This is a genomic window from Candidatus Avelusimicrobium alvi, assembly GCF_958451995.1.
Classification (GTDB): Bacteria; Elusimicrobiota; Elusimicrobia; order Elusimicrobiales; family Elusimicrobiaceae; genus Avelusimicrobium; species Avelusimicrobium alvi.
The window spans coordinates 21,165-45,050 of the sequence record NZ_CAUDSG010000001.1 but is presented as its reverse complement, the minus strand read 5'-3'; the positions used below and the strand labels follow the sequence as shown (position 1 = coordinate 45,050).

Annotated in this window: 23 protein-coding genes; 9 read left to right on the top strand and 14 right to left on the bottom strand. The window is 54.7% G+C overall.

All coding sequences use genetic code 11. The features are described 5' to 3' along the window. Window positions 1–16: 16 nt before the first annotated feature. The 6 genes from ACQY36_RS00210 (at window position 17) to mltG (ending at window position 5,903) form a co-directional block, all read left to right on the top strand. On the top strand, window positions 17–313 hold the full coding sequence (locus ACQY36_RS00210) for a hypothetical protein (RefSeq protein WP_428056574.1): 297 nt from the start codon (window positions 17–19) through the stop codon (window positions 311–313). A gap of 2 nt (window positions 314–315) precedes the next feature. Further along, window positions 316–1,248 carry a uracil-DNA glycosylase gene (locus tag ACQY36_RS00205; protein WP_428077172.1) on the top strand — a complete coding sequence of 311 codons (933 nt, stop codon included), beginning with the start codon at window positions 316–318 and terminating at the stop codon, window positions 1,246–1,248. Window positions 1,249–1,268: 20 nt separating this feature from the next. Further along, complete coding sequence (priA, locus tag ACQY36_RS00200) at window positions 1,269–3,239, top strand: replication restart helicase PriA (protein WP_428077170.1); 1,971 nt, start codon at window positions 1,269–1,271, stop codon at window positions 3,237–3,239. A gap of 80 nt (window positions 3,240–3,319) precedes the next feature. Next, a complete protein-coding gene (locus ACQY36_RS00195) occupies window positions 3,320–3,655 on the top strand; it encodes a DUF805 domain-containing protein (protein WP_428071488.1) in 336 nt (111 codons plus the stop codon). A 110-nt stretch (window positions 3,656–3,765) separates the two neighbouring features. After that, the gene (gene tyrS, locus ACQY36_RS00190; protein ID WP_428077168.1) at window positions 3,766–4,926 is read left to right on the top strand and encodes a tyrosine--tRNA ligase; all 1,161 of its coding nucleotides are present in this window, start codon (window positions 3,766–3,768) and stop codon (window positions 4,924–4,926) included. 11 nt (window positions 4,927–4,937) lie between these two features. Next, complete coding sequence (gene mltG / locus ACQY36_RS00185; protein ID WP_428077166.1) at window positions 4,938–5,903, top strand: endolytic transglycosylase MltG; 966 nt, start codon at window positions 4,938–4,940, stop codon at window positions 5,901–5,903. Here mltG and ACQY36_RS00180 read toward each other — a convergent pair. The 3 genes from ACQY36_RS00180 to ACQY36_RS00170 all read right to left on the bottom strand — a co-directional run bounded on the left by ACQY36_RS00180 (window position 5,900) and on the right by ACQY36_RS00170 (window position 9,234). Beyond that, window positions 5,900–6,595: an acyltransferase gene (locus ACQY36_RS00180; RefSeq protein WP_428077164.1), complete on the bottom strand. Its 696-nt coding sequence runs from the start codon at window positions 6,593–6,595 to the stop codon at window positions 5,900–5,902. The two genes, mltG and ACQY36_RS00180, sit on opposite strands and share 4 nt — an antisense overlap. A gap of 327 nt (window positions 6,596–6,922) precedes the next feature. After that, a complete protein-coding gene (locus tag ACQY36_RS00175) occupies window positions 6,923–8,857 on the bottom strand; it encodes a heavy metal translocating P-type ATPase (RefSeq protein WP_428077162.1) in 1,935 nt (644 codons plus the stop codon). Further along, window positions 8,854–9,234: an ArsR/SmtB family transcription factor gene (locus ACQY36_RS00170; protein WP_428071498.1), complete on the bottom strand. Its 381-nt coding sequence runs from the start codon at window positions 9,232–9,234 to the stop codon at window positions 8,854–8,856. Before ACQY36_RS00170 ends, ACQY36_RS00175 begins: the two co-directional genes overlap by 4 nt. A gap of 160 nt (window positions 9,235–9,394) precedes the next feature. Between ACQY36_RS00170 and ACQY36_RS00165 the strand changes: the two genes are divergently transcribed. Next, window positions 9,395–9,880 carry a type IV pilin protein gene (locus ACQY36_RS00165; protein ID WP_428071499.1) on the top strand — a complete coding sequence of 162 codons (486 nt, stop codon included), beginning with the start codon at window positions 9,395–9,397 and terminating at the stop codon, window positions 9,878–9,880. 63 nt (window positions 9,881–9,943) lie between these two features. Here the strand turns inward: ACQY36_RS00165 and ACQY36_RS00160 are convergent, their stop codons facing one another. The 11 genes from ACQY36_RS00160 to mnmE are packed head-to-tail and all read right to left on the bottom strand — an operon-like array spanning window position 9,944 to window position 22,665. Further along, on the bottom strand, window positions 9,944–11,032 hold the full coding sequence (locus ACQY36_RS00160; protein ID WP_428077160.1) for a UDP-N-acetylglucosamine--N-acetylmuramyl-(pentapeptide) pyrophosphoryl-undecaprenol N-acetylglucosamine transferase: 1,089 nt from the start codon (window positions 11,030–11,032) through the stop codon (window positions 9,944–9,946). A gap of 4 nt (window positions 11,033–11,036) precedes the next feature. Beyond that, window positions 11,037–12,269: an FtsW/RodA/SpoVE family cell cycle protein gene (locus tag ACQY36_RS00155; protein ID WP_428077158.1), complete on the bottom strand. Its 1,233-nt coding sequence runs from the start codon at window positions 12,267–12,269 to the stop codon at window positions 11,037–11,039. A 3-nt stretch (window positions 12,270–12,272) separates the two neighbouring features. After that, window positions 12,273–13,358, bottom strand: coding sequence for a phospho-N-acetylmuramoyl-pentapeptide-transferase (gene mraY, locus ACQY36_RS00150; RefSeq protein ID WP_428056562.1), 1,086 nt, complete (start codon window positions 13,356–13,358; stop codon window positions 12,273–12,275). A 5-nt stretch (window positions 13,359–13,363) separates the two neighbouring features. Beyond that, window positions 13,364–14,707: a UDP-N-acetylmuramoyl-tripeptide--D-alanyl-D-alanine ligase gene (locus ACQY36_RS00145; protein WP_428077156.1), complete on the bottom strand. Its 1,344-nt coding sequence runs from the start codon at window positions 14,705–14,707 to the stop codon at window positions 13,364–13,366. 53 nt (window positions 14,708–14,760) lie between these two features. Further along, window positions 14,761–16,458, bottom strand: coding sequence for a peptidoglycan D,D-transpeptidase FtsI family protein (locus ACQY36_RS00140; RefSeq protein WP_428077154.1), 1,698 nt, complete (start codon window positions 16,456–16,458; stop codon window positions 14,761–14,763). 2 nt (window positions 16,459–16,460) lie between these two features. Next, a complete protein-coding gene (locus ACQY36_RS00135) occupies window positions 16,461–16,718 on the bottom strand; it encodes a septum formation initiator family protein (protein ID WP_428077152.1) in 258 nt (85 codons plus the stop codon). Continuing rightward, a complete protein-coding gene (gene rsmH, locus ACQY36_RS00130) occupies window positions 16,715–17,605 on the bottom strand; it encodes a 16S rRNA (cytosine(1402)-N(4))-methyltransferase RsmH (protein WP_428077150.1) in 891 nt (296 codons plus the stop codon). The genes ACQY36_RS00135 and rsmH overlap by 4 nt, the downstream gene beginning before the upstream one ends. A 2-nt stretch (window positions 17,606–17,607) precedes the next feature. Next, the gene (locus ACQY36_RS00125) at window positions 17,608–18,891 is read right to left on the bottom strand and encodes a hypothetical protein (RefSeq protein ID WP_428077148.1); all 1,284 of its coding nucleotides are present in this window, start codon (window positions 18,889–18,891) and stop codon (window positions 17,608–17,610) included. Further along, the gene (locus tag ACQY36_RS00120; protein ID WP_428056556.1) at window positions 18,891–19,541 is read right to left on the bottom strand and encodes a 16S rRNA (guanine(527)-N(7))-methyltransferase RsmG; all 651 of its coding nucleotides are present in this window, start codon (window positions 19,539–19,541) and stop codon (window positions 18,891–18,893) included. The genes ACQY36_RS00125 and ACQY36_RS00120 overlap by 1 nt, the downstream gene beginning before the upstream one ends. Beyond that, window positions 19,522–21,315: a tRNA uridine-5-carboxymethylaminomethyl(34) synthesis enzyme MnmG gene (gene mnmG / locus ACQY36_RS00115; RefSeq protein ID WP_428077146.1), complete on the bottom strand. Its 1,794-nt coding sequence runs from the start codon at window positions 21,313–21,315 to the stop codon at window positions 19,522–19,524. Before mnmG ends, ACQY36_RS00120 begins: the two co-directional genes overlap by 20 nt. Then, window positions 21,316–22,665, bottom strand: a complete 1,350-nt coding sequence (gene mnmE, locus ACQY36_RS00110) for a tRNA uridine-5-carboxymethylaminomethyl(34) synthesis GTPase MnmE (RefSeq protein WP_428077144.1) — start codon at window positions 22,663–22,665, stop codon at window positions 21,316–21,318. Window positions 22,666–22,775: 110 nt separating this feature from the next. Between mnmE and ACQY36_RS00105 the strand changes: the two genes are divergently transcribed. Together ACQY36_RS00105 and ACQY36_RS00100 are read left to right on the top strand one after the other, a co-directional pair. After that, window positions 22,776–23,330 (top strand): TlpA family protein disulfide reductase, encoded by a 555-nt coding sequence (locus ACQY36_RS00105; protein ID WP_428077142.1) that lies wholly within the window; start codon window positions 22,776–22,778, stop codon window positions 23,328–23,330. Further along, complete coding sequence (locus ACQY36_RS00100) at window positions 23,330–23,884, top strand: flavodoxin family protein (protein WP_428071996.1); 555 nt, start codon at window positions 23,330–23,332, stop codon at window positions 23,882–23,884. Before ACQY36_RS00105 ends, ACQY36_RS00100 begins: the two co-directional genes overlap by 1 nt. Window positions 23,885–23,886 lie beyond the last annotated feature (2 nt).

Genomic DNA, 23,886 nt, shown 5'->3' with positions numbered 1-23,886 from the left:
TAGCGAAGGAGCGAATATGTCCGTAAAAAATGACAAAGAATTTGACGCCAAACTGATGAACTACGACGGAGACCGCTACGACGTGGTCGTGCTCGCGTCCATCTGGGCCAAAGAGCTGAAGAAAAAAGACGAATACAAAAACGAACCCCACGCCGTCGTTATCAAAGTGGCGTTGGACGACATTCTGTCCAACCGCGTTTCCAAAGAAGAAGTGCTGCGCATCAGCAAAGAAAACCTGGAAGCCGAATTAAAAGCCCAGGAAGAAGCCCGCAAAGAAGCGGAACGCAAAGCCAAAGAACCGATGAAACTGTAAGTATGAAAAGCGATTCTCTGCGCCGGCTGGCTTCGGATTTTAAAACTTTTCTGGCCGCCCAGGACGAAGATGAATTTATTTCGGCGGCTGCGCCTTCGCGCGCGGCCGCCGTTGTTTCGTCCGAGCCCGCGCAGGATTGCGCCCGCCCCCCGCAAATGCCCGAGGGCGAAACGCTGACGGTGGAATTCCCCCGCGCCAAAGCGCGCGAGGCCGCCCGCGCGTCAGCCGGCCGCCCCTCCGTTCCCGTGCAGGACGTTCCCGTTTTTGACGGCGCGGCGGCCCCCGAACCGTTGGAGGCCGTTATGACTGCCGCCGAAAAAACCGCCGCTTTGGCCGAACTGGCCCAAACCATTCAAAACTGTTCCCGCTGCCCCCTGGGCGCCACGCGCATCAAGGCGGTGCCGGGCGAAGGCAATGTGGACGCCGATGTGATGTTTGTGGGCGAAGGCCCCGGATTTGAAGAAGACCGCCAGGGCCGCCCCTTTGTGGGCCGCGCCGGGCAGCTGTTAGACAAAATGATTGCCGCCATGGGGCTGAAACGCGAAGAGGTGTTTATCGCCAACATCGCAAAATGCCACCCGATGACGGACCCGCTCCATCCCGAGAAACACGGCAACGACCGCGCGCCGAACGCGGGCGAAATCGCCTGCTGCCGCAAATATATTGAAAAACAAATCTCCATTATCTGCCCGAAATACGTCGTGGCGCTGGGCGGCGTGTCGGCCAAGGCGCTCATATCGGACGCCAAGTCCCTGGGCGCGCTGCGCGGCAAATTCTACGATTTGCGCCTGGATTCGGTTTCGCTCCCCCGCCCCGTTAAAATTCTGGCCACCTTCCACCCCGCCGCACTGCTGCGCAACCCGGGCTGGAAAAAAGACGCCTGGATTGACCTGCAGATGGTTATGGCCGAACTGGGCCTTAAAGGCGCGAAATAAATTTATCCCCGGATTTTGATATGTACTGCAAAGTGGTGTATGACGTCCCGCTGGACCGCGATTTTGACTACGCCGTTCCCGCCGAGCTGGAAGCTAAAATCGCTCCCGGCGTGCGCGTAACGGCGCCATTTGGCCGCGTGCTGACGGGCGGGATGGTGGTGTCGGTAAGCGAAATAAACACCGCGCCGGAAGGTATCAAATTAAAAGAAATCGCTTCCGTTGTAGACCCGCGCCCGCTGTTTGGTTCGGACCTGTTTCCCTTAATGCGCTTTATGAAAAGCCGCTGGGGCGGGCCGATTGGGCAAATCCTTTTTTCCCTCGTTCCTCCGCAGCCCTATTTTAAGCCGGACAGCGCGCCCTCTTCCGTCGTTATTGACGTAAAAACCCCCTCTTTCGCGCTTACGCCTTCGCAGGAAAACGCTTTAAAAACCGTCCGCTCGTTTCCGGCGTATGAATTTCACCCGGTGCTGTTTAACGGTCCTTCGTATACGGGCAAAACCGAAACGGTGCTGCGCCTGGCGGGCGACGTGCTGGCCGGATACGGGCAGGCCTTAATCACGGTGCCGGATATTGCGGCCGCGCGGCAGTTTATCGCCGAGGCCGAAGAACGTTTTGGCGCGGCCAACGTGTTCTGCTGGCACAGCCGGATGCTCCTTTCCAAAAAGAAAAAATACTTTTCCGCCGTTTCCAACGGCCTGCCCTGCGTGGTGATTTCCACGCGCTCCGGCGCGCTTCTGCCGTTTAAAAACCTGCGCCTCGCCGCCGTGCTGGACGAAGGGGACGACAACTATAAGCAGGAAGAAAACAAACCCTATTACCACCTGCGCGATTTACTGCTTTTCCGCGCCAAAACGCACGGGTGCGCGCTCATTTTTGCGTCCGCCGCGCCCAGCCTGGAGATGTTAAAACTCGTCCAAGACGGAAGCGTGCAGGAGCTTGCTTTTAAAGAACCCGTGCCGGGCCGCGCGTTTGCGCCGCAAATCAAACTGACCGACAAGAAAGGCGAAAAGAGCCGCTTTTTATCCGACTTCCTGCTGGAACAGTTAACCGAAAATCTAAAACGCAAAGAAACCGCCCTGCTTATTTTAAACCGCCGGGGCTATTCCAACGCTTACTACTGTTTAAACTGCGGCGCATACGCCAAGTGCAAAAAGTGCGGCGCCATCCTCGCGCGCGAAAACACGCCGGAAAAAGGCGACCGCCTGGTGTGCAAAAAATGCGGCCACACCGAAAGTCTGGACCAAAAATGCCCGCAGTGCCAGAACCTGATTTTTAAATCGCGCGGCGGCGGCACGCAGAAAATCGTTACCGAGCTTTCCAAACTCTTTCCCAAAGCGCATTTACTGCGCCTGGATTCGGATACCCTAAAAACCAAAGCCGGGCAGGGGTTTGAAGCGTTAAACGCCCTGAAAAGCGGCAGTGCGGACATTATCGTGGGCACGCGGCTGGCTTCGGGCGCGCTTAGGGGAGCCAAAGTGACGCTGGCCGCGGTGCTGGACGCGGAACTGGAGCTGGACAGCCCGGATTTCCGCGCGTCCGAAAAATACGGCCAAATGCTTTTTAGTCTGCGCGGGCATCTTTCCGGCGTGGCGGACGGGCGTTTAATCATCCAGGCCGCCGACAAAGAAGCGTATGACTATTCCCCCCTCCTGGCCGGCGATTACGCCGCCGCCGCGGAAACGGAAATGCTCCTGCGCGAAAGCTTTTTATATCCGCCTTTCGTCCGGCTGATTAAAGTGCTGATAAAAGCCAAAGAGACCGATTTGCTAAATGCCGAAACCGCCCGTATAAAACGCCTGGGGGCCGGCAAAGCGCTGGAAGTGCTGGGGCCGGTGTGGTGCGCCAAAAAAACGGATGTGTTGAAAAAGCAGTATCTGTTGTTTAAGACGGACGAAGCGCGCTGGCTGGATTTGCTGGCCTCGCTGGACGCGTTTGCGCCCGCTAAAAAAGCAACCGTAAAAGTGTCGGCCGATCCGTACGATTTTTACTAGGAAACGGCGTTTCTAATCTTTTTTGACGTGCGCGGAGCCGCGCGTTCTGTGCTAGACTGTAACTATACAGGGGGTGTATTATGATAGGTTTTTACGGACGTTTAAGCCGGCTGGGTTATTTTATCCGGCTGTGTATGATTGCCGTGATGTACGGCCTGGGCGGCCTGCTGGTAAGCGCGGGCAGCCCGGAACAGTCGCTCAATCTGCTCAAGCTCATCTGCCTGTTTATGGGCAGCGGGCTTTTGCTGCTGGCGTTTTTGTCGTGGTGGTTTTCCACGGTGCGCCGCCTGCACGATATGGACTTTTCCGGCTGGTGGTTTTTGCTGGTGTGCGTGTTCCCCGTCGCGGTGCTGGTGCTTTGCCTGTGGCCGGGCTCGCGCGGATACAACCGCTTCGGCGGCCCGCTTTTGCGGTAAACCGCGCCGAAAGATTTGTACGGAACCGTCCGCCGAAAACACGGCGGGCGGTTTTGGTTTGTATATGGTAAAATATGAGAAAGAACCCGTTTGGATGGAGAATATAAAAGATGACCCTGGAAGAACAAATCAATTTTTTAACGCGCGGCTGCGTGGACGTAGTGTCCAAAGCCGATTTGGCCAAAAAGCTGGAAAGCGGCAAAACCCTTAAAATCAAACTCGGCTGCGACCCGACCAGCGCGGACCTGCACCTGGGGCACAGCGTGGCGCTGTCTTTAATGCGCCGGTTTCAGGACCTGGGGCATAAGGCCGTGCTCGTCATCGGCGATTTTACCGCCGCCATCGGCGACCCTTCCGGCCGCGATTCCACCCGCCCCGTCCTCCCGCGCGAGAAAATTTTGGAAAACGCCAAAACCTATACCGACCAGGCCTTTAAAGTATTGGACCCGTCCAAAACCGAAATCCGCTTTAACAGCGAGTGGCTGGAACCTTTCGTGTCGGGCAAAGATTTACTGCAAACCCTGCAAAAAATCACCGTGGCGCAGGTGCTGGAGCGCGACGATTTCAAAAAACGCATGGCCGCCGGTTCCCCCATCAGCATGCTGGAAGTGCTCTATAGCCTGTTCCAGGGCCAGGATTCCGTGGCGCTGGAAGCGGACGTGGAGCTGGGCGGCACGGACCAAATTTTCAATCTGCTCGTCGGCCGCCAGCTGCAAAAGAACCACGCGCAGGAACCCCAGGTGGCGATTACGGTGCCGCTGTTGGTGGGGCTGGACGGGGTTAAAAAAATGTCCAAATCCTACGGCAACTATGTGGGGCTTAACGACGAGCCGGGCGATATGTTCGGCAAATTAATGTCCATCCCGGACGAACTGATGCCCATGTATTACGAGCTTTTAACTTCGGAAAATATGGACGAAATCAAAGCCATGCACCCGATGGCCGCCAAGAAAAAACTGGCCGGCCTGCTGGTTACGCGCTTCCACGGCGAGCAAGCCGCGGCGGCCGCGCTTGAAAATTTTGAAAAAGTATTCTCCAAAAAAGAACTCCCCACCGATATGCCGGAGTTTAAGCCCGAAGAAGGCGCGCTGCTGTCCGCCGTTATTTTTGCGGCCGGCGCGGCGCAGAGCAAAAACAAAGCCCGCGGGCTGATTGACCAGGGAGCCGTGCGTTTAAAAGGCGAAAAAGTAACCGCCGACGGGCCCCTTTCGTTTGAACCGGGCGACGTGCTTCAGGTGGGCAAACGCCATTTCTTTAAACTCGTAAAATAACGCACCGTTAAATGAAAAAATTTATCCTTTTGCTTTGCCTTTTTGTATGCTTGACGGCCGCCGGAATGTGGGCGGTGCGGGCGTATTTTTTCAGCAAAGGGCCGCTGGTGGTGGTAAAGATTGAACCGGGGCAGAGCGGATCTTCCGTGGCGCAAATGCTGAAGGAAAAAGGCATTATCCGCAGTGAGCTGTTTTTCAAAATCCTGCTGCGTTTGACTTCTTCCGCGCGCGATTTAAAAGCGGGCCGCTTTGACCTGCGGGAAAACACTTCCGCCTTTGAGGTCATCAACTGCATTAAAAGCGGCAAATGCACCCACTACGAAAAAGTAACGTTTCTGGAAGGCTGGCGGAGCGAAGAAATCGCCGAAGTGCTGGCCGAAAAAGGCATCACGGACGCGCGCGCGTTCCTGGATATCGTGCGCAAAAACGACCTGGAAGGCTACCTGTTCCCCTCCACTTATTTATTTGCCGAAAATACGCCCGCCCAAAAAGTGGTGGACGAAATGCTTGCGCAGTACAAGAAAAACATCGCGCCGCTGTTTAAAAAGTACAAAACGAACCTGACCGAAAAACAGGTGCTTACGGTGGCCTCCATCGTGGAGCGCGAAGCCATTGTGCACGACGAGCGGCCCAAAATTGCCGCGGTATACCTAAACCGCTACCGCATCGGCAAACGCCTGGAGGCGGACCCTACGGTGCAATACGCGCTGGGTTTTAACCTGAAAGAAAACCGCTACTGGAAAAAGGGCCTGACCTATAAAGATTTAAAAATGAGCTCTCCTTATAACACCTACCGCAACGCAGGCCTGCCGCCGGGGCCGATTTGTAACCCAAGCCGGGAATCGGTATTGGGCGTACTGAACCCCGAACCCAATTTTGACGCGCTTTACTTTGTGGCCGACAGCGGCGGCCGGCACGTATTTTCCAAAACGTTTGACGAGCACCGCCGCCACATTAAACGCATCCGGGGCCGTTAGTTTTCCGTATATTCACCGGCGGAATCCGCCCGGTACCGGTTGGGCCACTCCCGGTGCCAACAGACCTGACGCTTAACCACCCGCGCCGGGTTACCGGCCAGCACGCAGTTTTCTTCCGTAAATTTTCCCGCCACCACCGCATATGCGCCCACAATGGAATTTTTAGCGATATAGGAATTTTTTAGAATAGTGGCGTGCATACCAATCCATACATGCTCCCCTACAATCAGTTCTTTGCTCTTATTAAGGAGCTTGTTACTTACTTTACAATAAAGGGGATGCAAATCGCTTAGGCAAAAGGTAATTCCGCACGAAAACATGCAATCATTCCCAATACTAAGATTAGTATTGTCTTCCATTATAATTATTTTAGTTTCATTGGATGTACAGTTTTTGCCGATACGAATTATACAGTTGTTTGCTGGCTCACAGAAATCCCCTATTTTAATATATCCTTTAAAGTTTTTAACGGAAGGGTCTATTTCTACGGTGTTATTGTCGCCAATGATTTTTACCGTACATTTCCATGGCACATAGGGGCAACGGTTGTTTTTCCCTCGCAAAATAATTTTTCTGCGGAATCGGGGTGCATGATATATATCTTTGATATACTTTCCCAGCATATGTATGGCCAACAGCCATTTATTGTGGCCGTATTTTTGTTTTAACAATGTTTTTTCAGTTTCCAGCATAGAGATTCCTTTAACTGCAGAATTCTATTGGAACAGGAAAGAAGAAGAAAGTGCGGAAAGAAATAAAAAAACGGCTATATCATCTTTGCGGCAGATAGAGTGACGCAAGAAAACACAGCCGTGGTTCCATATAAAAATATACGGAACACTCGGCAGAAGACAAAGGGCTCATGACTTCCCTTTATCTTCTGCCTAAACCAGCTGCTCTTGGACTCTATCTGCACCTTGTATCTCAACAAGGCTCATTCCTATTCTGCAATAGGATTCCAAAAACAGAATAAATTGTAGTTACCGCCGCTTTACTGCCGCCGCGGTAACCTCATTATATCATATTTCCTTAAAATACAAAGGCCTTAAAGAATTGGCCACCGCCAGGAGCGACACGCCCACATCCGCAAACACCGCCCCCCACATATTGGCAAGCCCCAGCACGCCCAGCGTCAGCACGGCGGCCTTAATTACAAGCGCCAGCGCGATGTTTTGCTTAATTACGCGCAGGGTCTTTTGGGAGAGACGCACCGCCGCGGCAATCTTTTTCGGCTCGTCCGTCATCAGCACGACGTCGGCGGCTTCAATGGCCGCGTCCGACCCCAGCGCGCCCATGGCAATCCCCAGGTCGGCCCGGGCCAGCACCGGCGCGTCGTTAATGCCGTCCCCCACGAAAGCGGTGGCGGAGCCTTGCGGGGTTTCACTCATTAACTTTTCAAGCGTTTCCACTTTGCCGGCGGGCAATAAACCGCCGTAGGCTTGTGTTACGCCCAGCTCGTGCGCGGTTTTTTCTACGGCGGAAACGCTGTCCCCGCTCAGAATAACCAGCCGCTTTACCAGGCCGCCCAGTTCTTTTATTGCGGCTTTGGCGCCCGGTTTCAGTTTGTCCCCCAATTCAAGGCGGCCCTTAAATACGCCGTTTGCGGCGATATATACGCAGGTTCCGCGGCCCGGTTCCGCGCCGCGCACGTTAAAACGCCGCATCAAACGCTCGTTTCCGGCCAAAATCCGCGTGTTTTCCGTCTCCGCCTCTACGCCTTCGCCCGCCGCTTCGCGGACCGATACGCGCGCGTTTGCGGCATTGTCCGCTCCGGCGGCTTTTAAAACGGCCTTGGCAATCGGATGATTGGAATGGCGTTCTGCCAGCGCGGCCAGCCGTAATAATTCTTCCTTGCTTACGTCCGGCGCGGGGAATACGTCCGTTACTTCAAACACGCCCCGGGTAAGGGTGCCCGTCTTGTCAAAAGCCAGCGTATGCAGGCGGGACAACAGCTCCAAATACGAACCGCCTTTAATCAAAATACCGTTTTTCGCGGCTCCGCCAATCCCGCCGAAAAACCCCAGCGGCACGGAAAGCACCAGCGCGCACGGGCACGAAATCACCAGGAAAATAAGCGCGCGGTAAAACCACGTTTTAAAGGACGCGTCCGCTATTAGTAAGGGCGGAAGCACGGCCACCGCCGCCGCGGCAAACACGACGGCCGGCGTATAAACGCGCGCAAAACGGGTGATAAATTTTTCAGCCGAAGATTTTTTGCCGGCCGCGTTCTCCGCCAGTTCCAAAATTTTGGCCACGGCGGAATTTTCGTAGGTTTTCTGCGTGCGGATTTCCAACACCCCGTCCACGCTGATGCATCCGGCCAGCACTTCTCTGCCGATTTCCGCGCGCACCGGGCGGGACTCGCCCGTCAGGGCCGAAGCGTCAATACGCCCCTCTCCCCCCGTTATTACGCCGTCCAGCGCAATCCGCTCGCCGGGGCGCACCCGCGTGATTTCGCCCACTTTTACCTCCTGCGGGTTTACTTTTTCTTCCTTTCCGCCGCGCAGTACCCGCGCAAAGTCCGGCCGCAGGTCCATCAGTTTCACAATGCTCCGGCGCGATTTGCCCGCCGCATACTCCTGGAGCATTTCCCCCGTCTGGTAAAACAGCATAACGGCTACGCCTTCCGGGTATTCGCCGATTAAAAATGCGCCCAGGGTGGCTGCCGTCATCAAAAAGTTTTCGTCAAACACTTCCCCGGCCCGCAGGTTGCGAAGGGAAGTAAGCAAAATCTCCCCGCCGCATAACACATAGGCCGCCAGATACAGCGGAAGCTTTACCCACAGCCCGCCGGGCGCCAAAAGGCCGGCCGCAAACAAAACCGCCGCCAGCGCCAGTTTTTTCCAGCCCCCGAAAGACGAATGCCCGGCTTTTGCCCCGTGCGCACAGGCGCAGGCGCGGCAGGAATCGCAGGCCGCGGTTTCTTGGTGTGCATGATGCGTATGCGCGCTCATAACCCCTCCCGGACGTGTTCCAGCCCCTGGTTGAAAATGGTTTTTACGTGTTCGTCCGCCAGCGAATAAAACACGGTTTTTCCTTCCCGGCGGTTTTTAACCAGTTTGTTTTGTTTTAAAAAACGCAGCTGGTGGGAAATGGCCGAATGGGTCATGCCCAGCTCTTCGGCTATATGCTGTACGCAGCGTTCGCAGCCGAACAGCGCGCACAAAATACGCAGGCGGGTGCTGTCGCCAAATACTTTAAACAAGTCGGCCAAATCGTACAGGGTTTCGTCCGCCATTTGGACGGGCGAAAGGAGCGTGTGCCGTTTAGCGTGTTTGCCCTTCGTTTCGGGAAAGGGTTTGCGTCCGCCGGGCAGGGATGTTTTTTTCATAAAGGGACCTCGTTAATAAAACATATGAACATATGTTCATATATTAGTATAACACTTTCCCCCTTTTCCGTCAAGCCTTTAAAAAGCGTTTTTTGTACTTGAGAAACGGCGCAAAATTTGTATACTATTGTAGTAGAAATCCAAATTTTAAGGAGACGACATGAATAAAGGTTTTACGCTTATTGAACTGTTGGTGGTGGTGCTGATTATCGGTATTTTATCGGCCATCGCCCTGCCGCAGTACGAAACGGCGGTGGAAAAATCCCGCCTGAGTGAAGGGTTGATTATCGCCAAAGCGATGGTGGACGCCCAACAGCGTTATTTGCAGGCAAACCCGAACGAAACCACCGCCTGCAAACGCACGGATATAGCCGACGTAGATTTAAAAGGCGGCAGTTGGATAACGAGTCCGAGCGGATACAGCAAAACTGGCGTAGGCACCTGCGACGCTTATAAAACCAAACTGTTTATTTATGAGCTTGGTTTAAGTACGGGCGGTTATGTGGACGTCTGGCGCACGGACGACGGAACGGTTGATAACTATATCTACAACTTTTGGTATAACCCTAATAATCCAAATAGCAAAAGCTGTGATTATACTGACGATACCGGCGAACAGATGTGCAAATTTATTCAGGGGATGTAATTCCTCTAACAATATCAAAACCCCGGAACCAATGTTCCGGGGTTTTTGTATGTCTGTGCGGCCTTATAAATGGCGCAGGAGTTTGACGATTTCTTTGGAAGCCGTCATCGGGTTAGGGATGTGCAGGCGGCCGTAGCTCCCGCGCATAGAAGCAAGCTGCCGCCCTTTGCCCGTTACGCGTTTGAAAGCCTCCAGCAGGTTCTCTTCCAGGTTTTTGTCCTCGCGCACCAACAGGGCGCAGCCGGCTTCCTGCAAGATTTTGGCGTTATAATACTGATGGTCCGCCGCCGCGTGCGGGAAAGGCACCAGAATGGCCGGCAGACGGCAGTAGATAAGCTCGGCCAGGGTGCTCGCCCCGCTTCGGCAGACGGCTAAATCCGCCGTGCGCATAAGCGCATAAATCTCGTGGCTGTAGGGCAGAACGGCGATATTCCCAAGCCCGGCATATTCTTCGCGAATCACGCCGAACCACCGCTCGCCGGTAATATGGATAAACTGCCAGCCGCGCGCCGTTTTTGCCAGCTCTTTTACCGCCTGCGCGCTGGCGGCGTTTAAACCCTTGGCGCCCTGGCTTCCGCCAAAAATAAGGGCGGTGCGTTTGGCCGGGTCCAGCCCCAGGCCCTCCAGTACCGCCGTGCGGTCGGCGGCGTCGGCAAATTCACTGCGTATGGGCGTGCTGGTAAGCACCGAATTTCTGATTTTTTTATCCACCGGCAGACCCAGCATAAACAAATCGGCAAATTTGCCGCACACCCGGTTGGCCAGCCCCAGGCGGGCGTTGGAATCGTGTACGGCGGTTTTAACGCCCATAAAATGCGCCGTAAAAATAAGCGGGAAGGAAATGTATCCGCCGGTGCCGACGGCCGCGTCCGGCCGGAAATCTTTAATAATGCGGCGGGTTTGGTTGAGAGATTTAAAAAATTTGGCCCAAAATTTCAAATGCCGCAGCGGGTTTACCGAACGGGGAAGGCCGGTGAAGTCTATTTCTTTGTAACGGAGTTTATGCGTGTCCAGTATTTGGGCGGCGGGATCGTTTTTGCGCACCACAAACAGAACGGCAAAACCCTGTCTTCTGAGCTCTTTGCCAAGAGCCAGGCCCGGGTAGAAATGCCCCCCCGTGCCGCCGGATGCAATTAAGAAACGTTTATTCATACGGTTATTTATTCCTGTTTTTGTAATTGGTAATGTCTTCGCGCAGGTTGTTTTGGGTGTTGTCCACCGCCGCCATATTTAAAATAATGCCCATCATGACCAGCGTCATAATGACCGACGAGCCGCCGTACGAAAAGAACGGCAGCGCGATTCCTTTGGTGGGCAGGAGGCCGATGGCCATCGCCATATTAAAAAACGCCTGCATACAAATGGTAATCGTAAGCCCGAAAATCACCAGGCTGTGAAAGTGGGTTTTGGCCACGCGCGCCAGGCTTACGCCGCGGACGAGCAGCCAGCAGAAAAAGCCCAGAATCACCACGCCGCCCAGGAGGCCCACTTCTTCGCACATAATGGAGAAAATAAAATCCGTGTGTGCGGCGGGAAGGTATTCCAGCTTTAACTCGCTGTTTCCCAGTCCCTTGCCGAACCACCCCCCGGACCCCACGGCCAAAAACGACTGCACCAGCTGATACCCGGTGCCGCCCGCCGTGGCGAAAGGGTCCAGAAACGAGAAAATACGCTCGCGCCGGTAGCCGACGAAAAACAGCTGGTGGATAATCAGCGGGGAAACCGCCAAAGCCGGCAGAGCCAAATGCTTTATCCGCGCCCCGGCCACCAACAGCATAAATACAAACACCGCGCCCATTAAGGTGGGGGTGCCGATGTCCTTTTCCGCCAGAATAAGCGCCAGCGTCACCCCGGCCACGGCCATGGGTTTAAGCAAAAGCTTCCAATTTTTAGCCAGCCGCCCGGAAACATTGTCCAGATAATCGGCCACGTAAATCACCAGCGTAACTTTGGCGATTTCGGAAGGCTGTAATTTAAAAAAGCCGAAGTCAATCCAGCGGTGTACGTTGGCCTGCGTGCGGGTAAACAGCACTATTACCAGAAGCGTCCAGGTTACGTACATCAGGTTCATCGGGCGGAAGATTTTAAGTTTTTGCAGTTTGTCGTACGTCTGCGACAGAAACAGCGCCGCCAGCACGCCCATCGCGTCAAACACCAGCTGGCGCTTAAAATACATCATGGAATCAAACGCGCTGGAAGAATACGTAAAAATCAGCCCGAACAGCACAAACGCAAACGCAATAAACGCCAGGCGTTTGTCCAGCCTGTAAGGCTGCCATTCGCCTTTTTTGGCGGCGGAAAAAGAGGCCCCGCGGTCCTTATACAGGGCCGGAGACTTCTTAATGAAATTATTGCGCCGCTTGGGCGCTTTGTTAAACAAACGCACCATAGTTTATCTGATTTTTAAGGACGCCAGCGCAAGGAGCATCAGCATCGCGCCCATAATCCAAAACCGCACAATCACTTTCGGCTCCGGCACGCCCATCAGTTCAAAATGGTGGTGTATCGGGGCCATTTTAAATAATCGCTTGCCGTGCGTCAGTTTAAAGTATCCCATTTGAAGCATCACGGAAAGGGTTTCCAGCACAAAAATACCGCCGGCAATCGGCAGTAACAGTTCCTGCTTGACGCACAGCGCCGCCGTACCGATTACGCCGCCCAAAAAGAGAGAGCTCGTGTCGCCCATAAACACCTGGGCGGGATAGGCGTTAAACCACAAAAAGCCCAAACACGCGCCAATCAGCGCGCCCATAAACACCGTAATTTCTCCCGCGCCCGGCACGTAAATAATCTTTAAATAATCGGCGAAATTGACGTTCCCCGCCAGGTACGCAAAAATCGCATATGTGGCCGCCGTAAACACCATGCACCCGCTTGCCAGGCCGTCCAGGCCGTCCGTCAGGTTCGTGGCGTTGGACGCGCCCACAATCACCAGCATGCCAAAAGCAAAGTAGAAAACGGACAGGTCAATAAACATTTTGCTCATATAGGGAATAATGAGCGAGGTGGCGTACTCGCCGTTGGGCGGGTTTAACGCCAAATAACCCACCACGATAAGCGCGGTAAACAGCTGGATGGCCAGCTTGATGGAGGACTTCATCCCCTCCGGGTTCTTTTTAACGAGCTTGGTGTAATCGTCCATCACGCCCGCAACGCCCAGCGTAACGGTGGTGAAAATGAGCAGCCAAATATAACTGCTGTCCAGCCGCGCCCATAAAAGCACGCTGACGACGAGGCTGACGAAAATCAGCAGGCCGCCCATAGTCGGCGTGCCGCTTTTGGACAGGTGGGACGCGGGGCCGTATTCGCGTTCAATCTGCTGGATTTTAAACGAACGCAGCTTGGCCACCACTTTGGGGCCGATGAGAACCGTCAGCAGAAAGGACGTAAAAATCGCCGCGCCGGTGCGGAACGTGATATAGCTGAAAATGTTTAAGAAACTCAGATCATCCGTAAACAGCGAGAGGTAATATAACATGCGGTTTAAATCTCCTTCAGGATATTTTCAAAATTCATGGAGCGCGAGGCTTTCACCAGGCACGCGCCGCCCTTTTTAAGCACGGCGGCAAGATCCCGCGTCCAGCCCTGCGGCGTGGGAGCGTAAAACGCTTTCACGCCGGGCGCGTCTTTTAGTTTCTCATAGGCGTACTTCATTTCCGGCCCCGCCAAAAACGCGTATTCCACCCCGTTGTCCAGCACGTGGCGCGCGGCAAGGCGGTGATATTCTTTGGAGGTTTCCCCCAGTTCTTTCATATCCCCCAGCACCGCCACGCGCGGGCGGGATATTGCGCGCCCCAGAATTTCCAGCGCGTTTTGCATACTGGCCGGGTTGGCGTTGTAACAATCCAAAATAAATTCCACGCCGTTTTTATGCAGCCGTTCCATACGCATGGGCATGGGCGTAAAGGCCAAAAGACCCTTTTTTACGTTATCCATATACAGCCCCAGCGCAATCGCGGCGGCGGAAGCGGCGGCGGCGTTTAGTTTGTCGTGGCGTTCCAGCTTTAAATCCAGCACATACGCTTCGCCTTTATAGGTGAAAGAAAACTTTTCCGTTTCCAAAATCCGCAGGTCCGCGCCCGGGTTAAACCCGAAGGAAATGCTTTTGCCTTTAAATTCGGTTTTTAAGCGCGCGAGCATCGCATCATCGGCGTTATACACCAGCGTACCGCCGAAATTGAGGCATTTGGCAATTTCGGTTTTCGTTTTATAAACAGTTTCCAAATCGTGGAAAAATTCCAGATGCGCGGCGGAAACATTGGTAATCACCGCCACGTCCGGCACCGCCAGGCGGGCGGTTTCTTCAATATCGCCGGGGTGGGAAGCGCCGAGCTCAAACACGCCGAATTTATGCTTGGGCTGAATTTCCAGGAGCGAAAACGGCACGCCGAACTGGTTGTTGAAATTGCCCATATTGGCGGCGGTTTCGCCGGCGGTTTCGCAAATGGCGCGCAGCATTTGTTTGGTGGTGCTTTTGCCGTTGGAACCGGTAACGGCGGCCACCTTTAAGGTGCTGTTTACGCGGTGGTATTTCGCCAGTTCCTGAAGGGCTTTTAAGGAATCTTCCACCAACAGAAACGAAGCCCGGGAGCAGGCGGGAAGCTCAAATCCTTTTTCGGCCAGCACCACGGCGGCTCCTTTTTCAAGCACTTCGGGGATAAAGCGTCTGGCGTCGTGGTTTTTGCCTTTAAGCGCGATGAACGCGTCGCCGGGGCGGATGACGCGCGAATCCGTTACAAAAGCGGTTACTTTGGTGTCGGGCGCGGAAGAAACCAGCTCCGCGCCGGTAATTTCCGCTATTTTGCTGAGGGTTAGGTTAAGCTTCATAATTGCTCCTTAGATAAATCAAAATTGGGCCGTCCGGCATAAGTCCGGCGGCGTTATTCAAAATCCAGCTGGTCGGGCCGGATGCCTTTCATGGAAAGCAAACGCTCGGCAATTTCTTTAAATACTGGGGCCGCCGCCGTACCGCCGAAAGTATATTTCGTCGGATTATCCAAAATAACCAGCACCGTAAACTGCGGGTCGGACGCGGGGACAAACCCGCAGAAGGACACGATGTGGCTGCGCTTGGCGTAGCCGCCTTCTTTGCTGAGTTTTTCGGCAGTACCCGTTTTTCCGGCCACGTTGTAGCCTTTTATCTGCGCGCGCCGGCCGGAACCGGCTTCCACCACGCTTTGCAGGACCTTTTTCATCGTTTCCGTAGTTTCCTGGCGCAGCACCCGGCGGATTTTGACGGGTTTGGATTTTTTCTCCACCCGGCCGCCGGCGTATTCAATGCGGTCAATAATATGCGGCTGCATCAGCGTGCCGCCGTTGGCGATGGCCGAATAGGCGTTAATCAGCTGCACCGGCGTAACGGCCACGCCGTAGCCGTAGCCTTTGGTGGCGGTATCCACTTTGGTCCATTTGTTGTACGGGGGCACGTTTCCCCTGGATTCGCCGTTAAAATTGATGTCCGTCTTGGTGCCGAACCCAAACGCTTTGATATAGTAAAACAGGTTTTTGGCCCCCAGTTCAAGCGCGATTTTACCCGCGCCGATGTTGGAGGAAAGCTGCATAATTTCGGGAATGGAAAGAAAATCTTTATTATGCTGGCGGTCCCGCACCACCACACCGCGCGCGATTTCCCAGTTGCGCCCGTCCATATCAATGCTGTCCGTTACGCTCACCACGCCCGCGTCCAGAGCCGACGAAATGGCTACCGTTTTAAAAGTGGAGCCCGGCTCGTACGTGAACTGAAACGCGAGCGACTGCCCGTCTTTTACCGGGTAGGAAGCCGCCGCCAGAATTTTGCCCGTGGCAGGCTCCTGTACCAGGGCCACGCCGTGTTCCGCGCCCACGTCTTCCACCGCTTTTTTTAACGCCGCTTCGGCGTAGAACTGGGCCACGGAGTCTATCGTCAGATAGACGTTAGCCACCGACAGTTCTTCTTTGAGTTTACGGTCGTAAATAATTTCCCCGCGGCGCGCGCGTTTGGCGCGTTTTTTGCTGATGTCCTGGCTGAGCTCGCGGTTAAACATCTGTTCAATGCCCGAAAGCCCCAGGTTTTTGGAATTGGCTGCGCCGATTAAATCCAGCGCGCTCTGCCCGTAGGGGTGGATGCGCTCGTACTCGGGCGTCAGTTCCAGGCCCTGGCCCAGCTGCGTGCGGAGGACTTCGGAGATTTTAATATAGTTGTCCGGCTTGATTTTTTTAGCCACGAAGAAAAAGTTGGAAGAGCGGTTCCATTTTTCCAAAATGCGTTTTTTGGGCAGGCCCAGCGTTTCGGACAAAAACGCCACGGTTTTGTTTTTGTCTTTTACGTAACGCTTGTTTACGCCGCAGGAATGCGTGCGGACCGATTCCGCCAGTTCGCGCCCGTTGACGTCCAAAATTTTGCCCCTTAAACGGTCTTCGGCCAGGTAGTTGTAGATGGCGCGTTCGGCCTTGGAGGAAAATTCTTCGTACAGAAAGGTCTGCATATAAAACAGACGCAGAAAAATACACAGCGGCGCCAGCAAAATAACCATCCCCGCCGTGCGCATACGGCTTTTGACGTTGAACACAACAGGGGAGGCGGCGGGTTTTCTGAGCATAGTTATTTATCGTCCAAAACAATAATTTCGTGCGGCTTGGCGGGCACGAGGCCCAGTTTCTCCCGCGCCAGCCGGGTGATGTTTTCCGGGCTGGAAAGGCGGGAAATTTCCAGCTGTAAATACTGGTTGCGCGCTTCTTTGATTTCCACTTCGTTTTGCAGCTGGCTGATGGTGCGGCCCGAGCGGTTGATTTCAATGCGCATCACCGCTACGCCGAACCCGAAAAGACACAAGAGAAATAAAACGATGAATACTCTCATAATTTCACCCGTTCAATTACGCGTAGTTTCGCGCTGCGCGCCCGGCGGTTTTCGCGCACTTCTTCGTACTGCGGCGCCAGTGCGTGCTTGTTGACCAGCAGCCACCCGCCGGTTTTGGCCAGTTCTTTAAAGCGGTTTTTTACCAGCCGGTCTTCCAGCGAATGAAACGTCAGCACCGCGGCACGGCCGCCCGGTTTTACAATGTCTCCCAGTGCGGAAAGAACGTTTTCCACCGTTTCCAGTTCCCGGTTGCACGCGATGCGAAGCGCCTGGAACGTTTGCGTGGCGGGGTGCGTTTTCCCCCCTCTTTTGCCGTAAACGCTTTCAATAATTTCTTTTAATTTGCCGGTGGTTTCTATCGGCCCCTGGCGGCGGGCCTGCATAATGGCCAGCGCAATTTTGGTGAAATTGCGTTCCTCGCCGTACTCTTTTAAAATCCGTTCCAGCTCCGCCATCGGCCAGGTGTTTACAATCACCGCCGCGCTGAGCGGGTTTTGGCGGTCAAAACGCATATCCAGCGGGCCGTTATTCATTATACTAAACCCGCGCTGCGGGTTATCCAGCTGGTAGGAGCTGAGCCCCAGGTCAAATAACGCTCCGTCCGCGCCGGGCAAGTTAAGTTCGGCCAGCCGCGCCGGGGCTTCGGTATAGCTCGCGTGAAAAACGCTCAGCCGCGGGTCGTTCACGCGCTCCCGGGCCATTTTCAGGGCTTCTTCGTCTTTATCAAACCCCAGTATGCGCGCCTGAGGGCCCAGGCGGCTTAAAAAGTATTTGGCGTGTCCGCCCAGCCCCAGCGTGCCGTCCACATACACGCCTTCGGGGTTGGTTAACAGGATATCGGCTATTTCCCGGGCCATAATCGGGATATGGGTCCACTCTTGGGACATTATTAAAAACCTCCCCTGTAACTGTTGGTGGGAACCAGTTTGAGTTTATTGATTTTCGTTTGCTGCGGCGCGGGTTTTTTAGTCGGGCGCGGGGCGGGCACCATTGCCGGCGCGGCCGAAGCGGGCCGCGGGGCGGGCTTGGCCGCCGGAGGCGTTTGGAGAATTTTACCGTCCCGGTACGCTTTTTGCAAATCGTGCAGCCAGACGTTTTCCAATACGCTTACTTTGTTAAACGGCATACCGTACGCGCGGTAAAGCGCCTGGTAAAGCGGCGTTTTGGCTTTGATTTCGTTGCAGAGTTTGTAAAACTCGTCGCGCGGGCGGGTGTTGAGCAGATAATCCACCACGCTGTAAGCCTGAGTGTACCACAGCTCGGCCTGGGACGTATCGTAATTGCTTAAATCTTCGGTAACGGTCATTTCGTCAAACGAAATATAATCCCCCTTTAAAATCCGGCGCAGGCTGCGGTCCACCCAGCTGGGCTTTTGTTTGGTGGCGTGGATTTGCATATACACCGCCATCCCCTCCGAAAGCCACAAAGGCGAAATGGTGGGCAGGAAGTAGCCGTCAAAATACAAATGCGTCAGCTCGTGCACGGAAAGCGGATAAAAACTCTGGCCCTCAATAACGTACATGGTATCGGCCCGCAAATCGGACGACGCGCCCGACCACGCGGGGCGTTTGGTAAATTTCATATAACTGTCTTTCTCGCCAAAGAGCATAACCAGGATTTTATTGGGTTTAATTACAATGGTAAACGGCGTTAAATCCAGCATCAGGTTGCCGTGGATAGTGTCCAGCACCGTTTTAATGTTTTCCGTAACGGGGTTTTTTTCGCGGTAAATCAGGTAATTAAACGTATCCGCCGTTAAAAAGCCGGGCGGCGGGGGCAGCCAGCGCACTTTTTGGGCCGAATCCGCCGGGCGGTATACCTGCGAGGGCAGGGATTCCAAATCATCCTTCGGGGCGACAAGCGCCACATGCTCCAGGCCGGAAATCATTTCATTAAAACTTTTTTCTTCTTCGGGCGAATACTCCACCGCACTCTCCGAAGCGGGCGGCGGCGGGACGGAAATATCGGGCCGCAGCTCCCGCGCTTTGCCGCGTTCGCTTTCCCCCGCCGGCGCTTCTGGCTGGTTGAGCACGGCGGAAGGGCGCGCCTCTTCCGAAAACAGCGCTTTTACCATGTCTTTGGGTTTTAAACCAAACGAACGCAAGAGCGGCGGAGCGATTAAAAGCGCCGCCAGCAGCCACAGCAGACAGGTGATTTTTTTCACAATATCCATTACCCGTTTTTCCTAAATAACGCAAAATGACGTTTTTTATTATCTCCGGCGGGCAGGGTATACCGCTCCACCCCCGCCAGCACCGCGCCGTATCTTTCCGGCTCGCATACCTGCGCCTGCGGGTGCTCCCCCTGGAACGCGATAAACACGCCCCCCGGCTTAACCGCCCCCAGGCACGCCTGTAAAATATCCGGCAGCTGGCCCATGGCGCGTTCGGTCAAAAAATCAAACGCAAACGCCGTTCCCTGGCCGAGGCGGGCGTTTTTTACTTTGGCGTTTTTTAAACCTACATTCAAAATAGCCCAGTTCATAAACGAACAGCGTTTTTCAATACTTTCAATCAGCGTCACCTGCGCCTGGGGCAGGGCGGCGGCAACGGTCAGGCCGATGTACCCCGCGCCGGCGCCGGCGTCTGCAATCAGCGGTTTTTCAAGCTGCGCCGCATGCGCCAGGGCGTTTAGTTTGGCCGCGGCCGCAAGCCCGTCGCAAATATGGCGGGAGAGGACTTCGTCCAAATCGGCCGCGCTGGTTAAATTTAAAAAATCTTTTTTCGCCCACACCAGTTTAGCGTAGGCAACCAGGGTTTCCGCCTGCCGTTCGCTTAGCGGCAGGTTTAAAGACGCCGCATAATCAGTGAGCCGCTTTGGCATTTTTAAGCCTCCGGAAGCGTTCAATGTGTACGGCCAGGAGCTGCAGGTCGGCGGGCGTTACGCCCGGAATCCGCCCCGCCTGCCCCAGCGTCTGCGGCTTGACTTCCGCCAGTTTCTGCGCGCTTTCAAACAACAGCCCGCGCACGGAAGAAGGGTCAAACCCTTCGGGTATTTTGACGGCGTCCAGCTCCGCCAGTTTTTCGGCGTCTTTTTTGTTGCGCTCGTAATACCCGGCGTATTTGTGGTGAATGTCCGCGTGCGCACGCGCTTTTTCCGGCGTCCACGGGAACAGGTCCGCTTCGTTTTCGTCCGCGGCGGCGGACGGACTCGCAATCAGCCGCTCGCAGAGGGCGCGGTATTTTTCAAAAGGAGCTTTGTATTTTTCGTCCAGCAGGCCCAGTTTAAAGCCGTGCGGGGCAAGGCGCAGGTCCGCATTGTCGTTACGCAGTAAAATGCGGTATTCGGCGCGGGAAGTGAACATCCGGTACGGTTCATTGACGCCTTTGTTAATCAAATCATCAATCAGCACGCCGATGTACGCTTCGTCGCGGCGGAGGACAAAAGGCTCTTTGCCCTGCGTTTTGAGCGCGGCGTTTACGCCCGCAATCAACCCCTGGCCGCCGGCTTCTTCGTAGCCTGTCGTGCCGTTAATCTGTCCCGCCATAAACAGGCCGGGAATTAATTTGCTTTCCAAAGACGGATACAAATCGCGCGGGTCGGAAAAATCGTATTCAATGGCGTAGCCCGGGCGCGTGATGGAAGCGTTTTCCATTCCCGGCACGGATTTAATAAGCGCGCGCTGTACTTCTTCGGGCATGCTGGTGGAGAAACCTTGGATATAGTATTCCTCGGTATGAAAGCCTTCCGGCTCCAGAAAAAGCGGGTGGCTGGTAACGTCCGGAAATTTTTTGATTTTGTCTTCCACCGACGGGCAATAACGCGGCCCCAGGCTGTGGATATTGCCGCTGTACATGGCCGAACGCCGGAAATTTTCGCGCAGGATTTTATCCGTTTCCAGCGTGGTGCGGGTGATGTAACAGCTTAAAAAACGCCGTTTGGACTGTTCCTTTACGTCCGTAAAGTGCGACATGGGCTGAAGCGGATTGTCGGACGGCTGGAGGCGGAATTTGGAATAATCCAGCCCCCGCGCGTTAATGCGCATGGGCGTGCCCGTTTTAAAACGCAGAATATGAAGCTTTAAATCGTCCCGCAGGTTTTTTGCCAGCGCGTCAGACGGCATATCGTTATACCGGCCGCCGCGGAACATATCCGTGCCGATGTGAATGGTGCCCGCCAGGAAAGTGCCCGTCGTCAGCACGACGGTTTTGGCGTGGTAGAAGGTGCCGCGAAGCGTAAGCACGCCGTCGGCGGCGCTGTCCGACACCGATATTTTGACGGCTTCATCCTGCATCACGTCCAAGTTGAGCTGTAATTCAAGAAAATGTTTAAAGGTAAACTGGTAGATTTTTTTGTCGCACTGCACGCGCGGGGAATGCACGGCGGGGCCTTTGCCGGTGTTGAGCATATGGTAATGCACGGCGGCGTGGTCCGTTACGCGGCCCATGGCTCCGCCCAGCGCGTCAATTTCGCGCACAATCTGCCCTTTGGCGATTCCGCCGATGGAGGGATTACAGGACATTTGCGCCACCGTATCCAGGCTTTGGGTGATTAGCAGCGTTTTGGCGCCCAGCTTGGCGGACGCCAGCGCGGCTTCACAGCCCGCGTGGCCGCCGCCGATAACGATGACATCGTATTTTTCTTCGCAAACAAACATTTATTTCCCCATGCAGAACTTGGAAAAAATAATCCCGAGTACGTCGTCAGGCGTTACTTCTCCGATTAAATCTTGCAAATAAGTAAGTGCGCCGCGCAGATGCTCGGCGTAAATTTCGCCCCCGGCCTGTGCATGCAAGCGGATCAGCGCGCTTTCCAGCTCCGTCTGCGCGCGCAGGAGCGCTTCGTAATGGCGCAGGTTGGAAATCATCAGTCCGTCCGCCGTCTGCGCCTCGGTTACGTCCGCGGTAACGGACGCTTTCAGTTTTTCTAACCCTTCCCCCGTTTTGCACGATACGGCAATCACTTCGTATTCGGCCGCGTCTTGGGGCAGGCAGTCCCTGCGCCCCAGGTCCGTCTTGTTGAGCACGATAAGCGTCCTCTTGTTTTGCCGGCGGATGTCCGCCCACAGTTCCCGCTCTTCGGGGGTCAGCGCGCGCGAGGCGTCCAGCACCAGCAAAATTAAATCCGCGCTTTCCATCGCGCGCATACTGCGGCGCATACCTTCTTTTTCGGCCGGGTCCAGCGCGTGTTCGCGGATGCCCGCGGTGTCGGTCAGCACGATTTTCTGGCCGTTTATTTCCAGAGTTTCTTCCACCGTGTCGCGCGTGGTGCCGCTGACGTCGGACACAATTGCGCGGTCAAACCCCACCAGCGCATTTAATAAGCTGGATTTGCCGCTGTTGGGCGCGCCCACGATGGCGGTTTTGAGGCCGTCTTTAATGTATTTGCCGACGGAAAAAGTATCCGCCAGGGCCTTAATGCTTTTAAGCGCGGCGTTGATTTCCGTCTGCACAAAATCATCCGAAAGGGGCGCCATTTCTTCGTCCACATCGTCTAAGCGCACTTCAATTTGCGCCAAGAGCTCGGACAGGCGTTTCTTGAGTTCCTCCAGCCGCCCGGACAGTTTCCCGTCCAGCGAATCCATCGCCAGCTTGTGCGCGGCCTTGTTGCCGGAAGAAATTAAATCGCACAGCCCCTGCGCTTCCACTAAATCCATCTTGCCGTTTAAAAACGCGCGCTGGGAAAATTCCCCCCTCCTGGCGGGCGTTGCGCCCAAAGCGCATAAAAGCTCCAACAGCCGCCCTTTGATATAGGGCGAAGCATGGACGGCAAATTCCACCACATCTTCCCCGGTAAAGGAATGCGGGGCTTTAAAATAGGTCACCAGGGCTTTATCCAACACGTCCGCCCCGTCGTAAAGGGTGCAAAGCGTCTGCCGGCGCGGCGGCGGCGCGGCTTTTTGGCGGGTAAGCTCCCCCAAAATTGCCAAAGCCGACGGCCCGGACAGCCGCACCAAAGCGACCGCCCCGCCCGTTCCCGTAGCCAACGCGCAGATGGTATGTTGCATAGGTATATTTTATCAATTTTTTAAAGCGTTTTTGGGGTGTTTTTTCTCTTCGGAAGAAGCCCGTTTGTCCGCTCCGCGCAAAAAACCGTAAAATAAGCTATACTCTGGGTATGAAAAAACTACTTTTGCTCCTCAGCATTTTATGTGTTTCGGCGGCCCTGTCCGCCGCGCCCGCCAAAGCGAAAAAAACAGTTAAAAAATCGCCCGCCAAAAAAGCGGCCGTTTCTGCCGCACCCGTGTTTTCCCTGCCGCAGGTGCGAAGCGGCGCACAGTGGACCACGCTGGACTATACGGGCACACCTCTTTTAATTGCCGTGGTCAGCTCCGGCTGTATTTACTGCCAAAAAACGCTGGTACAGCTGGAAGAAGCCCGCAAAGCTTTAAGAGACGTACAGTTCGTGGCCGTATTTACCGACGAAGCTCCTTTAAAACCGCTGGAACTTCTGCGCCAGTATAATATCCGCACCGATGCGGTGTACGGCGGCGGCGCGCTGGCCGACCAGCTGAATGTGAACGGCGTGCCGATGCTTTTTCTCTACGACGCCAAACATCAACTGCTTAAAACGTTTAACGGCTATTCGGACAGCCGCGTAAAAGAACTTAAAAACGCCGCCGGAGATTTGGAGAAAGAAGTGAACGTCATTTCCGTGGAGGGTAATTCGTGATGAGTAAAAAAATTCTAGTGCTCACAGGCAGTCCCCGCCAGCTGGGCAACAGCGCGCTCCTGGCGGACGCGTTCATCCAGGGCGCGAAAGCCGCCGGACATACGGCCAAAGTGTTTGAAACGGCGTTTCACCCGATACTGCCCTGCAAAGCCTGCGATAAATGCTGGACTGCCGGAAAACCCTGCGTGTTTAACGACGGGCTGGACCAGCTGGCCCCGCTGTTGGAAGAAGCCGACGTGCTGGTGTTTTGCACGCCCCTGTACTGGTTTACGATGAGCGCGCAGTTAAAATCGGCCGTGGATAAATTATATGCGTATATGAAACCGGGCGCGCTTAGAAAATTACACATTAAAGAATGCGTACTGCTGGCCGCCGCCGAAGGCAGCGAGCCGGACGGCGATTACGACGGCTTAAAAGCCACCTATAAAAGTATTGCGGATTACTTAAAATGGACGGACCGCGGCAGAGTGTTGGCCGCAGGCACCTGGGACGCGGGAGACATCATCAAAACCGGCAAATTAAAAGAAGCCCAGGAGCTGGGCACGAGCATTTAATT

Coding starts and splice junctions, on each gene's coding strand:
- ACQY36_RS00210 (WP_428056574.1), top strand. CDS start 17: ATGTCCGTAAAAAATGACAAAGAATTTGACGCCAAACTGATGAACTAC.
- ACQY36_RS00205 (WP_428077172.1), top strand. CDS start 316: ATGAAAAGCGATTCTCTGCGCCGGCTGGCTTCGGATTTTAAAACTTTT.
- priA (WP_428077170.1), top strand. CDS start 1,269: ATGTACTGCAAAGTGGTGTATGACGTCCCGCTGGACCGCGATTTTGAC.
- ACQY36_RS00195 (WP_428071488.1), top strand. CDS start 3,320: ATGATAGGTTTTTACGGACGTTTAAGCCGGCTGGGTTATTTTATCCGG.
- tyrS (WP_428077168.1), top strand. CDS start 3,766: ATGACCCTGGAAGAACAAATCAATTTTTTAACGCGCGGCTGCGTGGAC.
- mltG (WP_428077166.1), top strand. CDS start 4,938: ATGAAAAAATTTATCCTTTTGCTTTGCCTTTTTGTATGCTTGACGGCC.
- ACQY36_RS00180 (WP_428077164.1), bottom strand. CDS start 6,595: ATGCTGGAAACTGAAAAAACATTGTTAAAACAAAAATACGGCCACAAT.
- ACQY36_RS00175 (WP_428077162.1), bottom strand. CDS start 8,857: ATGAGCGCGCATACGCATCATGCACACCAAGAAACCGCGGCCTGCGAT.
- ACQY36_RS00170 (WP_428071498.1), bottom strand. CDS start 9,234: ATGAAAAAAACATCCCTGCCCGGCGGACGCAAACCCTTTCCCGAAACG.
- ACQY36_RS00165 (WP_428071499.1), top strand. CDS start 9,395: ATGAATAAAGGTTTTACGCTTATTGAACTGTTGGTGGTGGTGCTGATT.
- ACQY36_RS00160 (WP_428077160.1), bottom strand. CDS start 11,032: ATGAATAAACGTTTCTTAATTGCATCCGGCGGCACGGGGGGGCATTTC.
- ACQY36_RS00155 (WP_428077158.1), bottom strand. CDS start 12,269: ATGGTGCGTTTGTTTAACAAAGCGCCCAAGCGGCGCAATAATTTCATT.
- mraY (WP_428056562.1), bottom strand. CDS start 13,358: ATGTTATATTACCTCTCGCTGTTTACGGATGATCTGAGTTTCTTAAAC.
- ACQY36_RS00145 (WP_428077156.1), bottom strand. CDS start 14,707: ATGAAGCTTAACCTAACCCTCAGCAAAATAGCGGAAATTACCGGCGCG.
- ACQY36_RS00140 (WP_428077154.1), bottom strand. CDS start 16,458: ATGCTCAGAAAACCCGCCGCCTCCCCTGTTGTGTTCAACGTCAAAAGC.
- ACQY36_RS00135 (WP_428077152.1), bottom strand. CDS start 16,718: ATGAGAGTATTCATCGTTTTATTTCTCTTGTGTCTTTTCGGGTTCGGC.
- rsmH (WP_428077150.1), bottom strand. CDS start 17,605: ATGTCCCAAGAGTGGACCCATATCCCGATTATGGCCCGGGAAATAGCC.
- ACQY36_RS00125 (WP_428077148.1), bottom strand. CDS start 18,891: ATGGATATTGTGAAAAAAATCACCTGTCTGCTGTGGCTGCTGGCGGCG.
- ACQY36_RS00120 (WP_428056556.1), bottom strand. CDS start 19,541: ATGCCAAAGCGGCTCACTGATTATGCGGCGTCTTTAAACCTGCCGCTA.
- mnmG (WP_428077146.1), bottom strand. CDS start 21,315: ATGTTTGTTTGCGAAGAAAAATACGATGTCATCGTTATCGGCGGCGGC.
- mnmE (WP_428077144.1), bottom strand. CDS start 22,665: ATGCAACATACCATCTGCGCGTTGGCTACGGGAACGGGCGGGGCGGTC.
- ACQY36_RS00105 (WP_428077142.1), top strand. CDS start 22,776: ATGAAAAAACTACTTTTGCTCCTCAGCATTTTATGTGTTTCGGCGGCC.
- ACQY36_RS00100 (WP_428071996.1), top strand. CDS start 23,330: ATGAGTAAAAAAATTCTAGTGCTCACAGGCAGTCCCCGCCAGCTGGGC.